Genomic DNA, 15,329 nt, shown 5'->3' with positions numbered 1-15,329 from the left:
ATTCCCATTCCAACCGGTTTTTTGTTTGCCGAGAGACCGGGCGGCCCGGTCCCATTCGCATGAAAACGGGCGGCCCGGATGTTTGTCCGAACCGCCCGTCTGGCGCGCTATGTCGAGGCCTCTAGCCTGTAACGTAATACCAGACCACGTTGTCGCCGTTGGAGAGAACGTAGTTGCTGCAGGCCGTCATGGGCGTTGTGCCGTTGACGGAGTACATCCAGCCGCTCGTACCGCCGTACTGTTTCTCCGCCAAACCACCAATCGCGGAGACATACGTGCCGTACGACGAGCCATGTGCGTTGACAGAAAGGCCCAGCGCGCACAGGGCATCGTAGACGGTAGCGCCTTCGTTAAAGGTAAAGGTGCCACCAGAAGACACAGGATTGCCCACAGCGCTCGATGTGACCGAAACCGTCACTGTTATGTAGCTGGACTCCTGCGAGCCGCTCTGGCCGCCCGAGGAGGCGTTTCCACCATTAGAGGATGAGGCTCCATCAGACGACTGGCCACCGCCAGACGCATTGGAAGTATCGCCGACTCCCGTATTTTGGGCAGCGGATTTATCGCCAGACTTCTTGCCGTCCTGACCATCGGACTTCTTGCTATCCGAGCTTTTATCCGATTCCTTGTCCGAAGACTCGGAATCGTCCTTGCCGTCGTTCGAACCCTTGGACTCGTCTTTTGCATCATTCGATGACTTGGAGTCCTCGGAACTGGCCTCGCCCGAAGCCATAGTCGAGCCAGACGCCTTGGTGTCCTTGGTGACGACGCTCTCCCCCGTCACGGCCTGAATGATCCAGTCGATGGACCAGGCGCCGCTCTCGGAAGGATGGACGAAGCCCAGCGAGACGACGATCAGAATGGTGCACGCGGCAGTCAAAACGCCAAGGAGCGCCTTGCGACGAGGGGCGGACGCCGCCGAAGCGGCGCCCTGTTGCTTTGTATCGTCGAACTGAATGAACGAGGAATCTGGTTGCTTGGGGTCAGCGTCCTTGGATTTATTGGACACAGCCCTCACCTACCGACGTTTGGTGAACACGAACACGCCGACGATGGCGAGACCGATGACGCCGGCGGCAACGCCAACAATGGCGAGCGGGTTGGTGCCAGCCTCCTGCTCGGAGGCACTAGAGGACTTCTTAGCAGTGGTCGTGGAAGCAGCACCCGTATCGGACTTGGAATCGGACTTCTTGTCGGACTTGCTGTCCTTCTTGTCAGACTTCTTGTCAGACTTCTTCTCGTCCTTCTTATCGGACTTATCGGAGTCCTTCTTGTCGGACTTGTTGTCCTTGGTCTCGGTCTTGGTCGACACCGTCGTCTTGGTCGCCGGCTTATGACCCGGGGCGACAACGCCGCCAGCCTGCTGGCCCTTCGTGCCAGAGCCGGAACCCGTGCCAGTGCCGGCACCAGCACCAGAACCGTTGCCAGCGCCACCGTTACCACCATTAGTGCCAGAACCGCCATTACCGCCAGGGTTAACAGCATTCTTGGTCCACTTGGCATACAGCGTCAGATCGGCCGTCACCGGCGTACTGAAGTCATACGCCTGCGTGCAAGCCTCATCGGTGAACCAACCGCCGAAAGTGTAGCCATCGCGCGTCGGATCGGCCGGCTTGACCAGCTTGCCGTCGGCCGTAGCAACGAACTTAGTGTCGCAAGCAGACCCGCCGTTGGAATTAAAGGCAACCGTCCAAGACTCGACAGCCCCCAGCTTGAACAGAGTACCCGAATCATTGATGTAGTAGAGGTTGCCAGAAGCATCGGCAATGACCGGAGAGTCACAGTACTGGTAATGGCCAGCCGCATCATAAATCTGCGTCGCCTCTGCGTCGCCAAGCGTATAGCGATACACGCCACCGCCAGCAGAGTAGTTGACGTAATCCTTGCTATCCGCGCTGTTCACGGTGAAGTACACATAGGTCTTGCCGCCCTGAACACTCACCAGCGGAGTAGCAGCAATACCGTTGAGGCCAGCCGGCAGCGCCTTGCCGTCGGCAGCAGCGACCATCGTGGTCTTACCCGTCTTCAGGTTATAGAGAACCAGAGCAGAGCCCGTAGCCGTCTGTCCGCCGACAATCAGATTGTCACCAGACACCGCTGGGGCGCTCAGATTATTCGTAAGGCCCAGATCAACCGTCTTCTGTTCACTCAGCACACCCTTCGCCGAAAGCGAAATCACATGGAGCTTTCCGTCGTGCGTCATCTGATAGAAGGTCGAACCATTGGACGGATCGGCAATGCAATCGGCATTTGCGACAGCGCCGAGCTTCATGGTCGAAACGACATCGCCCGTCGTCTTATCAATGCACTTAAGCGTGCCCGCGCTCGTAGGAACAATGGTGTACTTATCCGTCAGCGCAGCGCCAGTCCAATAATAGCCCTCGGAAGGGTCAATGTTCTGCCAAGAGACTTCGCCCGTGGCAATCTTGATACGCTTCAGGGAGCCGTTGCCGTAGGTCGCGTTGTAGTTCTCGTCATACGAAATATCGACCGTACCAACATAGACATACTCGCCGTCCGAAACGACGGTGCAGGAGCTCTGCGTCAAGTCCGTCAAACCAGGCGTCAGCCACTTGCAGATCAGCTTGTCTGCAGTAATCGCCTGGACCGCACCGCCGTTGAGCGGAACGATGATAAGGCCGTTGGTATAGATCGGACGAGAGGTATAGCTCACCTTGGAGGCAAGCGGCGCAGAGGCAACCTTTTTGCCCGTGGACGAATCGATCTTAATGAGCTCGTTCTCGGTCGCGATGTACACAAAGCCGTTAGCGATGACAGGTTCGCTGCAGTTGGCATACTGCTGACCAGACTCGGCCTTCCAATCGAAGGCCCACTTAAGACCGGCGGCCTGCGCAGGTGTCTTGGCATCCGTTACGGTCGAACCGTTGCCACCGTTGCCGTAGCCGGCCCACTCGGCATCCCAATCAGGAGTCGTTGCACTCGGGTCCACGACAATCTTGTCGGGATCGGGCATGGGCGATTTATCGGTGGTGTAGGCAAACGTAGCCTTGTCGCCGCTCTTGAGCGTGACCTGGTTGGCGCAGAGAGATGAGGGCTCTCCGTTGATAAACAGACGCCAATATTTCTTGGTCGCACCATCCCAGCCATACGGCTTGTGATCGAACGGCGAAGTAATGGAATTCAGGAACCAGTACTCACCACTCTGGGAGCCGTTGTACGTAACGCCCTTCGCCTTCAGAACCGTCTCAATAAGGTCCTGGGCCGTAGAGCCTTCGGGCAGGGAAACATTGCTTGCCGAGCCCCAGCGAGTATTGTTGCCGTTGACATCGGGACCGATAACATCGACGGACCCAAGAACCTGACCGGGGAGGGCATCGGCGTCAGCACCATACATAAAGGTGACGGCGTCACCCTCTTGGAGTTCGTAGTTGCCGGCCCCGACTTGGGCGAACTTGCCATTTACATAGAACTGCCAATAACTTTTGGTCGCAGGATCATACTCATAGGTCTTACCGTCAAGCGGCGAGGTAATGCCGCTGAGGTACCAACCCCAAGACTCTTCTTTAGCATCGAGGGTAAGACCAGTCTGCTCCAGCAAATCCTTAGCAGTGGAACCAGCCTTGAGACTCGTCTGGCCCGTCGAGGCCCAAACCTGCTGCTTGCCGTCCTTGTCCTTACCGAGGACCTGAACGGAGGCACGGACGGAATCAGAGGGCAACTGGTCGCCCCAGCCACCGTAGAACCACGTAACGGTATCGCCAGCATGAATGGTGACATTGTCTGCCGTGTAGTCGCTCGACTTGCCGTTGATGAACAGCTGCCAATAGGTCGAATAATCGAGCGGCGTACCCAGCTCAACGCCGTTGTACTTAAGGCTCAGAATGAAGGAGCCCGCAGCAACGGCGTCGATGTCATTCGCCTCGAGCGCGACCTTCGTAAGGTCAAGTGCGCTCGAGCCGGACGTCACCACATACTGCGCGTTATCGACCCAAGTCTGAGTCTTGCCCTGGGCATCGCGACCAATGACGGTCACATTTGCGGCAACCTGGTCCTTAACGACAGGGGACGCGCTACCAGCCGTATAGGCAAACTCAATCTTCTGCCCCTGGGTGAGCTTGATGCTGCTCGCGCCAACCGAGGAAGACGCGCCATCGACGAACAGCTGCCAGAAGGCATAAGTCGTCGGATCGTAGACAAGCGTGCGGCCATCGCTCGGGGATGTGATGCTTTTGAGGTAGAACCCGTATGCCGTGTTCGGATCGTAGTCCGCCTTGAAGCCCGTCTTCTCCTGCAGCTTAATAAAGGCATCCGCAGCCGTCGCGCCCTCGTCGAGCTTGAGCTGCGTAGGTGCCACCCAGGTCTGAGCCTTGCCGTCGGCATCGGTGCCGATAATCGAGAACGAGACCTCGACTTGCTTCTTGGCGACATCGCCAGTTTCCGTCGGGTTCTCTGCCTGGACGGCAGCCACGGCGGCAGATCCTGCTTGGCCAGCGGATGCCGTCGAAGACTGCTCGCTCGCGGCAGGGTTCTCCCCCGTCGCCGAGCCTTCGTCGCCAGCTGCCGCCCCTGTTGTGGCGGTACTAGCTGCAGGCGCGCTCCCAGAATCTGAAACCTCAACGTTGCCCTGGTCGGCAGCACCATCCGCAGGCGCTGCGTCCTCACTCGGCGTCGCAGCCTGAGCCACAGCCTCGGCAATGCCCTCGGCGCCCTCGGCCCACAGCTGAGCCGGCGTGGTGCCAAAGGCCATCGCGAAGGCCAGGAATGCCACCAGACCGCGCTTAGCTACACCGCGTGCAATCGCGCCACGGCGATGCAACGAGGCGCACTCACGCTCGTCCTCAAACATATCCATTTGTCCCCCATTGTCTGTACTTGGAGCGTTGCCTTGAGGCTGCCCCACGTCATCGCGCATGTTGCGCTCGAGTTCCCCCATCGGGGTCCCCCTTCCCTCCAGAGCCCTATGCACGCCGGCGGCATACGCCGCAGCCGCATGCAAGATGGGAGGCGATCCGACTTAACCTTAACGACTCGGGCACGTCGTCCGATCTGCGACGCGAACATCCCGAGCCAAGAGGAATTACGGTTACTGGTACAGCCGGGGACTTGCACCCCGATTCTCCCAAACGCGCAGGAAAACCGCGCATTCGTGCGTCTCCGCACCACCATCTATGCCATCGATTATTACCGTCAGTATGGTATCACGCAAAAGGGCCTCGCACGCAGGCGAAGCCCAAGGTAAAAGCTATTATTTGCGATAGGAAAATACGGTGACCGCAGCCCCTAGTGCTTGCCGCCGTGACTGTTGAGCCAGATATTGCGGCCCAGCATAAGCGCCAGCACCAACGCGCTCACGTAGCCCAAAAAGCCAATGACCGGAATGCCAAACACAACCGGCTCGATGCGCGCGTAGTACACCACCGACGAACCGATAAACAGACCGGCGATCACAATTGCCATCGACATGCGGTCGATAATTCCACCCAGCTGTCGCAGCGCCTTATCGCTGCTCATGATCTGCGTGTTCACCTTAAGCTGGCCGCGCGTGAGCATGCGCGAAGCCAGGCCCAGATACTCGGCCGCCTCGAGCGAGCCCTTCGCCGCGCGATAGCTGCTCGCGGCAAGATCGCGTCCCATGTCGCGCACGCGCGCATAGGTGCTCTTCTCGTTTTTGATGTGCGTCTGGATGATCTGGATCATGTTGACGTTGGGCATATACTCAGTCAGCAGGCCCTCGAGCGTCACCATGCCGCGGGCGAACATCGTTACCACGCTCGGCAGCTCAACGTCGTTTTTGCGCGCCAGGTTTAACAGCGAGGTCAAAAACTCGCCGATATCCAGATCCTTCAGGTCAAGGCCCGCAAAGTCTGCGACGATAAAGTCCAAATCGGACAAAAAGGCCGAATGATCGAGCTCAGCCGAGTCGCCGCGCGTCACGGCAAAGCGCATGAGCGAATCCTTGAGCTTGGGCACGTCACCCTCGGCCACGGCGAAAATCATGTCCTTGACGATACCGCGATCGTGACTCGACATGCGTCCGACCATGCCCAAGTCGATAAAGTAAACGATGCCGTCCTTGAGAATAATGTTTCCCGCATGCGGGTCGGCATGGAAAAAGCCGTCATCGAGCACCTGCGTCGAGTAATCCTCGACGATTGCGGCACCGATCTTTTCCAAGTCATAGCCCTCGGCCACCAAGCGTGCAGGATCGGCGATCGAAATGCCGTCGACGTAGTCCATAACCACCACGTGCTCGGTGCACAGGTCCAGATAGGATTTAGGGCACGTCACGCCATGAACGCTCTTATGGAACTCGTAGAAGTCGTTGAGGTTTTTGGCCTCGGCCAAAAAGTTGGTCTCCTCGCGAAACGAGGTCCACAGCTCCTCGACTACGCCGTGCAGGTCAACGAATTGATCGGTGTTGACGAACTTGGAAACGATACGCACCACCGAGCGGATGATATCGATGTCCTGTGCCATAACCTGCTGCGCACCGGGGCGCTGCACCTTGACGGCCACGTCCTCGCCCGTCACCAGACGAGCGCGGTGCACCTGCGCGAGCGATGCGCTACCAAGCGGATTGGGGTCGATCGCATCGAACATCTCTCCCAGGCGCAGGCCGTATTCTTCTTCCAGACAACTGAGTACGACCTCGTACGGCACCGGCTCCACGTCGGACCGCAGACGACGCAGCTCGTCGCAAAAGCGTTGCGGCAGAATCTCGGACCGGTTGGCCAGAATCTGCCCCATCTTGACGAACATGGGGCCGAGTTCCTCGAGCAGGCGGCGCAAACGAACCGGCGTGAGGTTATCCCACACGCGGTACTTTTTGACCAGGCGAACAATCTGCCCGATGCGCTCGCGGCGACCCGCCGGCGTGAGCTGGTATTCTTCATCCGGCGCCATCGCGTCGGGCTCCTCGGGGACCATATCGACAGCGCGCGGCTTCTTGCGAGCGCCCGAGACGGCGGCATCGACCTCATCGACAACCGCCGCCTCGTCACCCAAGGGGTCTAGATTGTTGTAATCGGTGGTGGAATCTGCCATCTGCGCTGCTACTCGGCCTCTTCGGTATCCTTCGCATCGTCGGGCTCAACGGACTCGACGGGCACCGAGGTCACGTTGTCCTCGACCGAATCGACGATGTCGCGCACATGGGCCAGGAAGGCCGTGCGCTCGAGGGCTGTCATGACGCGGACGCGAGCCAGAATGAGCTCGTCGAGCACGCGCTGGGCCGCGGTCTCGCCCTGCATGCCCAAGCGCTCGGTCAGATCGGAGATGGTACCGCCGGCCTGTTCGAACATGTCGGACACACTGCGGGCGATACCGGGGGCGCCTGCGTCCTTGCGCACCTGCTCGCCCTTGGTGTTAAGGTCGTCGAGAACCTTCTTGCTGCCCTCGACGGCAACGGCGGCGGCGCCGAAGCCCACGTTGATGGCGCCGTTAACAAGCTGATCGAGTTTCATAACCATGGTTGTCTCCAATCACAAACAACTGCATTGGCGTTCTTGTACCCAAGATTGAGTGAAAGCGACAAAGCGTTTAAGCGCTATTCGATCGACGGGAAATCCCTATCTCACGTTGTCGTTCATCGCGAAAGAGTTCTTCATGGCGCAGCTCGTGGTGTAGAGCACCTTGCCCAACAGGGCATCGGTCTCCACGCGCACGAGCTCGGCAAACTCCTCGTTGGCGCGTGCAAGCTCGGCAGGCACCTCGGCCTCGGGCAGAACGGCTACGGCAGCGTCGACGTCATGAATCTGCTTGTGGCCCATGCCGCCGACCTTCTCCTGATAATCCTCGACTGCGCGGCCGCACTCATGGAAGCGGACGTCGGCCAGCGCGCCGATCAGGCGGTTGGCCCAGTAGAAGTTTTCGGACGTCACGCGAGCCTGCGTGTCGGCAAAGTACTCGGGCATGGTCTCGACGTTGGCGTACAGCGGAACCAGCGCGTTAAACGAGTTGGAGCCAAAGGCCATCCACTGCACGGCGCGGTAGGCCGGATGCGCATAGGGGCGCAGCTGCAGCACAGCGAGCTGGCTGTTGCGGTTGATGCCGATGGGGCGATAGGCGCCACGCGTGGCGGGCGTGCCCTTGCTGCCGTAGCAGTCGTACTCCGTGCCCTGGTAGTGGCTCGAGAGTACGTACTTGATGTCCTCGATGGTCACCTTGCGCTCGGGCACGCGGCTCCAGGGAATATCGTCGCTCTCGGGCGTGTAGTCGGCCTCGGGACCGTCCCACACATCGCTGGGGTTAAGGCAGCGCTGCATATACCAGGCGCGCGGCGTGTTGTAAACGTGGTCGCTGTCGCTGTGCGAGCCAAAGGCCTCGCGCGGGTTAAAGACCGCGGCCGGACCGTCGCCCTCAACGCCCAGCGTCAAGTCCAGATGCCACTCGGCCATCCAAGCGCGCAGGTCGGCGGAGCACATGTGATCGGCCTGGGCGCCCTCGGCGTCATCCAGGTCAAAGCTGTCGATACCCAGCTGGTTGGGCATGGTCACATAGGCGTCATCGGGCACGCGCTTGGCGATCCAGTGGTGACCGCCGATGGTCTCGAGCCACCAGATCTCGTCCACGTCGCTAAAGGCGATGCCGTTGTTCTCGTAGGTGCCATAGCGCTCGAGCAGGTCACCCAGAATGCGTACGCCGTCGCGGGCGGATTTGGCATATGGCAGCACCAGGGTCACCATGTCCTCCTCGCCCAGGCCGCCGGGCTGCGCCGGAACATAGCCGTCCTCGTCCTCGTTGCCCTTGGCGGGCACGTAGTCGACGAGCGGGTCGGCGCCGCGAACGCGCTCGTTGGTGGTGAGCGTCTCGGTTGCGGACATGCCCACATTGAGCTCGTTGAAACCGGCCTCGGCCCAGATGCCGTGGCCCGGGACAACATCGGGGACGCTCGTGTAGCGCATGGGGTTATCGGGCAGTTCAACGGTCAGGTGACTCAGGACGCTCGTGTAGACGCGCGGCTGCTCGTCGGGATGCACCACGCGCATACGCTTGGGCTCAAACACCCCGTTGGACGAGTCCTCGTTGCGGGCAACCAACGTCGACCCGTCGTAGCTCGCGTTCTTACCAACCAAAATCGTTGTGCACGGCATGCGCATCCTCCTTGAGCGAAGAAATCAAACGATAACAGTGTATCGCTTCGGCGCAAAAAGGGCGAAACCACGGCCTCGGCAGCCCTTGTGGTCAAAAACCTATTTCGATGCGCGCTCGGCCGCCTCGATCACGTGTTTGGCGAGGATCGCCGTCGTCACAGCGCCCACGCCGCCCGGCACGGGCGTGATGGCGTTAACGACCGGCTCCGCAGCATCAGAATCGACGTCACCCACCAACTTGCCAGCGGCCTCGTCCCAATTAATGCCAACATCAATGATCGTCTGGCCCTCTCGAACCGCATCCACGTCAATCGTACGCGCGCGTCCAACGGCGGCAACCACAATGTCGGCAGCACGGCACTCGGCAGCAAGGTCGTGCGTATGCGTATGGCACGTCGTCACTGTGGCATTGCGAGCCGTAAGCATGGCGGCAACGGGACGGCCAATCACCAGCGACCGACCAACGACCGCGACCTTGGCCCCATCCAGCTCAACGCCGTAATGATCCAGCAAAGCAAGCACGGCTTCGGCTGTGCAGGGGGCAAAACCCTCGCCGCGCCCCGAAAGCGTGGTGAGCAGCGAAGCCGGCGTCATGGAGTCAACGTCCTTGGCAGGATCGAGTGCCGCGGCAACCGCGTCCTCGTCAAGGCCGGCGGGCAGCGGGCGGAACATCAGGCAGCCATGAACAGACGAATCGGTATTGATGTCCTCGATGGCCGCCAACAGCTCGTCCTGCGAAACATCGGCGGGAAGCAAAACGCGGCGAGCCTCAATGCCAACCTTTTCGCAGCGCTTGAGCGCACCGCGCTCGTAGGATAGGTCGTCCTCGCGTTCACCCACGCGCACGATAGCCAGCGTCGGCACAACGCCGCGCTCGCGCAAAGCCACGCAGCGAGCAGCAAGTTCCTCAGTCAAAGCGCGAGCAACGGGGGCACCCTTCAGCAGTTCAGCCATGGCTATCCCCTCTTCCTTGCGGCGTCGGCGGCGCGGCGCGCCAGCGCATCGGCGCGCGGCAACCACATGTCGAGCAACTCATCACACGCCGTCTCGAGCTCCTCAGCACGAGCGCGATCCTTCATAGACGTGGTGTTCGCAAAGAGCGTCAAGCTCGCGCCCTGCATAGCGGAACGGCAGAACACGGCGCCGCACGCCACATCGGACAGCAGCTGACGCGAACCCTTGTCGGCCATGTCCTCGAGCAGCGCCAGTGCACGCCCGCAGGCATCCATAATGCGATACGGCGGCATAGCGGCCACATGCAGCGCATCCTGAATCGCGGTCGCTCGAGCCGGATCGCCACGCGGAATACCGTACGCCGCGGACACCTGCCCATATGCACGAACGTCCTCGGCAACCAACTCGACAAGCTCCTGGGCCAACTCATCTGCCTGGGCAAATGCGCGCGTCAGGTCATCCGCGCGATCGGCAAGCGCAGGATTGGTCGCACCATAACGAGCGACCATTCCACAAAGCGAGGCGCCCAGCGCGCCCACAAAGGCGCTCGCGCTGCCACCGCCGGGAACCGGCTCGCGTGCGGCAAGTGCCTCGGCAAACTCTCGACAGGTTTTATCCATCATCTCTTGGCTCATACGCACGCACCTTCAAGTCATATACATCGGTCAGGCGGCAACCGCCGACCAACCGCATCGAACACGTAATGGTGCTAAGTCTAGCCCATAAGCACATGGGCGTCAGCGCACCTGGCCATCGCGGATTTCTATGACGAACGATAGGCCATGCCAACGCAAACATGGGACACATGGCCCACGTTTCGAGACTCCCGGGCAGCGGCAACTGGGGCATACATATAGGTAAGGAGCCCCATGTTGGGGCAACGCTCATCACGGCACCGGACGACGAATGGAGGAATCACCGCACAGCAAACAAAGTCATCATGTGCACGCGCAACCGCCGCCCCAGCGATCCGCGGCACACGATGTCCCTGGCAGACAAGGAGGACGCCACCATGAAGAAAAAGACCCTATCAATCCTTTCCCTTTGCATCGCCCTCTTTGCCGCATTTGCCCTTGTCGGCTGCGGCGGGAACGCATCGGGCGGGGGCAGCAGCGCATCCAAGAGCGAGGGCAAGGAAAAGGCCCCCGTCGCCAAGAAGACCGACTTTATCTGGTTTAAGGTCGAGATGCCCGAGGGCGTCGGCGTAAGCGACTCCGCCGGCAAGAATGCCGACAGGGTCCAGCTCACCTTCCCCGAAGACGAGAACGCCTCGGCCGATCGCTTTATCCCCGTTTGGAAAAAAGCGATGACAGCCGAGGAATCCCACGCCGACCAGGCAGAAAAGAAGGGGGATACGTTCCAGTGGAAGGATGGCGGGTCCGTCGAGTATAACGGCAGGACGTGGCTCGTCGGAACATACGAGGACAACAGCGGCATCTCAACCATGCTTTTTACCGACGTTGAGCCGGGAAGCGTCTACGTCCTCATCTCGAACTTCGACCAGCACAAGAAAGAAGCCGAGACGCTCCTCAACTCCATCGAGTTCCCCGATGACATGGCAGAGGCAGTTTCCGAGGCGCGCGAAGTCGAGATTTCGAGCATCGAGCTCAAGTAACGGGACACCCGCACGCGCCTACGCGCACCTGCGCACATGCGCCCCATTAAAGCAACGGGCACCCAACCCCGGGGAGGGCCGACAGGCATCGGCCCTCCCCTCTTTTGGACCCGCGCATATTGCCACTTGTCGGCGCAAATCCGGCCCTCAGAATGGGACACATGGCCCACCCTAGCGAGCCGTCCACGCGTACAGTAAAGGCAGGTAATCCATGGGCGGTTACAGATCGAGGAGGACACGACCATGAAAAAGAAGGCCTTTGCGATTCTCACACTCTGCATCAGTCTCCTTGCCGCGGTTGCCCTGGTGGGTTGCGGCGGAAGCGGCGGCGCTACCGGCAGTGGCGGTGGCGGCGGCGCAGAAAAGCCAGCCGTGGATATGAGGACCGACTTCATTTGGTTTAAGGTCGAGGTGCCCGAGGGCGTCGAGATCACCGACGTTGCCGGCGACACCGCCGACAGGGCCCAGTTTAAGTTCACCGAGAGCGAGCACGCCAGCGATCGCTTCATCCCTGTCTTCGACTCTGACAAGAACGCTGACGAGCTGTTCGGCTACGAGGCCAAATGGAAGGCCAACTTTGAGTGGACCGAGAATGATCCCGTCAAGTACAACGGCAAGACTTGGCGCAACGCTTCCTATACACACTCGGGCGGCGTAACGACTGAGTACTTCACCGAAGCAGGCGGCGGCAGCGTTTACGTGAGCATCGACAATGTCGAGGAGCACAAGGACGCCGTCGAGACCATGATGAAGTCTCTGGAGTTTGCCGATGACATTGCCAAGGCCAAGACCGAGGCCATGGACGTCAAGCTCGACGATATCGAGATCAAGCGCTAAGCGACTGGCGAGCGCAACGGGAAACACGGTCGCAGAGCAAACAAGCGACGGTACCCCAGCGCTTCGTACCCAGGGAGGGCCGGTAAACCGACCCTCCTTTTCTTATGCCGATAGCCGGCGAACGCGAGGGTGCCGGGCGGCAAAACCACCCCCAGCGCGGTAGCAGCACAAATAGACAAGCGCCCCAACGCGTCCGCCCGCCGATTTATGGCGCCACGCAGACAATTAAGCCAACACGTTTAGACATCCGGGCAGTATAGTGAACAAAATGAGTGCATAACCGCACCCTGCGAACGGAGGAGTTATGACCGAACACCACGCCATCAGCCGTCGAGCATTCACGTTGGGCCTAGGACTCGCAGCATTGTCGCCATTTGTAAGCCTGCCCGAAACCGCGGGATTGGGCCTTCCCGTGCGCGCGGCATTTGCAGAAGACGCTGCCACAGCGTCAGTCAGCCTCGACAATTTCGTCATTCGCCTTCGCCCCGCGGGCTATTTTCGCACCGCGAGCGTCAACCAAGACGGCAACGTTCGCGGCAACGTCTGCCACCTGTTTAACGACGGCACGTCCAGCAAGCTCATCCTTGAGAACGTAACGACCAAGAATGACGATACAAACTGGTATGCTATCCGCACCTTGCTCAATTTCGAAGAGCATAAAAAGACGGGCTACAGCATTTGGTCGGTCGACGACGACTCTGACAAAGATGGAAAGGTCATCCACGTATGGGGCGGCGAGTATGACAACAAGCCCAGCCGCGCTTTTGCGTTCGAGCGTCAATCAAACGGAACCTATATCATCCGAGACCGCACGGTCGAGAAAGAAACCGAGAAAAAAGACATTAAGTACCTGGCAATAGAATCGAACGGCGAAGACCAGGACAACAATAAGATCTGCCATAAGAGTAAGAGCATTCCGTGGGAGCTCGAACTTATCGGTTACGACATGAAAAAGAACGATGCCACGGTTAGCAGCCTCGACTGGATCACGTACAGCAGCTACGTCGATGGGCCATGTTGGATGAAATACGTCGACGACAACAAGTTCCTCGACGAGCTGAGCATCCCGGGTACGCACGATTCGGGCACCTGCAGCGTGGACAACGACACTGAGCCCCAATCCTCGCAAGTAAAATGCCAGCAGGATTACATTCCCACGCAGTTGCTCGAAGGCATTCGCTATTTTGATATCCGGCTCGGAAAGGGCGACGACCCCGGTATCGACCACGGGGATTACTACCTGCTCAAAAAAGACGCGTACTTTATGCATCTTTCCGATGTCATAGGCTACTTCAAAACGTTTTTGAACGAAAACCCGACAGAAGCGCTCATCATGCTTGTATCACGAGGCAACGACGAGGCTACCGACGAAAGTGTTACGACGGCTTTCGCCAAGGTTTTGGACGACAACCCCAAACTGTTCTATACGTCGAGCCGAATCCCCGCGCTACACGAGGTGCGCGGAAAGATCGTTCTGCTGCGTCGATTTAGGCTCGCCGGCAACAGTGTAAGCGGCCACACGTGGGGCCTCGACCTTACCGAATGGGATGACAAGATCAAGGCTCACTCCGACAGCGCCACTATGTGTCTCGTCCAAGACGCGCGGGGCTTTGAAGCCGCGGGGGAAACAGGCGACAAAGAGCCCTGTTGCACCAAGGTATACGCCCAGGACAAGTACAAACTCACGGGAACCGACAAGCTCAGCTGGATCGATAATGCGCTGAAGGAAACGACCGGGCGCACGCGCAACGAGGTAGATGTCGAGGACGATAACGGGGCCAAGGAGCAAGTCCTGGAGCGCTGCTGGTCTATCAACTACACCAGCTGCACGGGCTTGTCGCACGGGGGCAATCCTTTTACCTCGGCACGAGTAGTCAACGAGCATCCGTATAAGAGCCCGTACATCAACCCCAGCGGCACCGAGGATACAAAGTCAGATTACCTCAAGCACATTGGCATCATCGCATCCGACTTTGTTGATGCGGCGCTGGCCCGGAGCATCTACCAGCGCAATTACGATACGGAGCACAAGCAGACGGCTTCGTACTATCTCCCGTACTATCTCCCGACCCGCATGCGCATGACGTACGGCGACTCGCTGAGCGATGCCTCATTCCAGGATGGCAAGACCGTTGGCGAGGGTCATTTCCGCCTTGCTGACAGCAGCAACGCGCTCAACGCGACAGCTTCGGGCCATGCGTTTGCCATTGAATACGTGGATGTCGACGCCCTGGGCAACGAGACCGTTACGGGGCTGCAGGGCTCTGTGCCCATCGATATCGATCCACGCGCGCTGACGCCCCATTTTGAGGGACTCGAAGGCCTTAAGGCCGGCGAAGACGTGCGCGCCAAGATTGCGGCATCACTCGAGGGCAAGCTCGAAACCGATGCCTGCACGGCCCAGCTCGAGTTTGTGCACGACGCGGACGGCGCTCCGGGCACGGCAATGGCCGAGGGCGAAACATTTGCCGCAGGAACGTACTGGGTGCGCGTGAACGGTCTCTTGGGCGACGCGGCGCAGAACTACACGCTCGCCAGCGACGGAGCCGCAAGCTTTACCGTAGCGGCCTCGGGCAGTGCGGGCGGCACCGGCAGCGACACGGGTTCCAACGCAGGCGGCGCCGACAAGAACGGCAAGAGCAACAAGAGAGGCCAGGGCAAGGGCTCGGGCGGAAAGCTCGCCGACACGGGCGACAGCTCTGGCGTTGCCGCCGGGCTCGCTGCCGCCGCCGTGGCGACAACGGTCGCAGGTGCAGCAATGCTTGCCAGTGACCGCGACAACGCTGGGGACGACAGCGAGTAGGCAAGCCCGCCTTTTAGACACATCGACTCAATCGGGGGCGCAGGACACCGTTCTGTGCCCCCGATTT

General features: G+C 59.8%; 10 protein-coding genes. 3 read left to right on the top strand and 7 right to left on the bottom strand.

All coding sequences use genetic code 11. The features are described 5' to 3' along the window. Positions 1-121: 121 nt before the first annotated feature. From DXD77_RS02990 to DXD77_RS02960, 7 genes are all read right to left on the bottom strand, one after another. Entirely contained in the window at positions 122-1,009 is an 888-nt protein-coding gene (locus DXD77_RS02990; RefSeq protein ID WP_233502362.1) for a DUF4430 domain-containing protein, read from the bottom strand. A 9-nt stretch (positions 1,010-1,018) separates the two neighbouring features. Continuing rightward, positions 1,019-4,813: a DUF4430 domain-containing protein gene (locus DXD77_RS02985; RefSeq protein ID WP_158549077.1), complete on the bottom strand. Its 3,795-nt coding sequence runs from the start codon at positions 4,811-4,813 to the stop codon at positions 1,019-1,021. Positions 4,814-5,241: 428 nt separating this feature from the next. After that, positions 5,242-7,005, bottom strand: coding sequence for an AarF/ABC1/UbiB kinase family protein (locus tag DXD77_RS02980; RefSeq protein ID WP_117647698.1), 1,764 nt, complete (start codon positions 7,003-7,005; stop codon positions 5,242-5,244). A gap of 8 nt (positions 7,006-7,013) precedes the next feature. Next, on the bottom strand, positions 7,014-7,430 hold the full coding sequence (locus DXD77_RS02975) for a hypothetical protein (RefSeq protein ID WP_117564482.1): 417 nt from the start codon (positions 7,428-7,430) through the stop codon (positions 7,014-7,016). 99 nt (positions 7,431-7,529) lie between these two features. Further along, positions 7,530-9,053, bottom strand: a complete 1,524-nt coding sequence (locus DXD77_RS02970; RefSeq protein WP_117564483.1) for a C69 family dipeptidase — start codon at positions 9,051-9,053, stop codon at positions 7,530-7,532. A gap of 99 nt (positions 9,054-9,152) precedes the next feature. Next, entirely contained in the window at positions 9,153-10,007 is an 855-nt protein-coding gene (locus tag DXD77_RS02965; RefSeq protein WP_117564484.1) for a bifunctional 5,10-methylenetetrahydrofolate dehydrogenase/5,10-methenyltetrahydrofolate cyclohydrolase, read from the bottom strand. Between the two features lie 2 nt (positions 10,008-10,009). Further along, positions 10,010-10,642: a cyclodeaminase/cyclohydrolase family protein gene (locus DXD77_RS02960; RefSeq protein ID WP_055250908.1), complete on the bottom strand. Its 633-nt coding sequence runs from the start codon at positions 10,640-10,642 to the stop codon at positions 10,010-10,012. Positions 10,643-11,019: 377 nt separating this feature from the next. On the opposite strand from DXD77_RS02960, the gene DXD77_RS02955 reads away from it, so the two are divergent. The 3 genes from DXD77_RS02955 to DXD77_RS02945 all read left to right on the top strand — a co-directional run bounded on the left by DXD77_RS02955 (position 11,020) and on the right by DXD77_RS02945 (position 15,262). Beyond that, positions 11,020-11,622, top strand: coding sequence for a hypothetical protein (locus tag DXD77_RS02955; protein WP_147324152.1), 603 nt, complete (start codon positions 11,020-11,022; stop codon positions 11,620-11,622). A gap of 243 nt (positions 11,623-11,865) precedes the next feature. Then, on the top strand, positions 11,866-12,459 hold the full coding sequence (locus DXD77_RS02950; protein ID WP_117564486.1) for a hypothetical protein: 594 nt from the start codon (positions 11,866-11,868) through the stop codon (positions 12,457-12,459). Between the two features lie 304 nt (positions 12,460-12,763). Then, positions 12,764-15,262 (top strand): phosphatidylinositol-specific phospholipase C, encoded by a 2,499-nt coding sequence (locus DXD77_RS02945; protein ID WP_117647697.1) that lies wholly within the window; start codon positions 12,764-12,766, stop codon positions 15,260-15,262. Positions 15,263-15,329 lie beyond the last annotated feature (67 nt).

Source organism: Collinsella sp. TM09-10AT (assembly GCF_003436275.1).
Taxonomy (GTDB): domain Bacteria; phylum Actinomycetota; class Coriobacteriia; order Coriobacteriales; family Coriobacteriaceae; genus Collinsella.
Note: the sequence above shows the minus strand (reverse complement) of the source record. Positions and strands in the feature narration are given on the sequence as shown.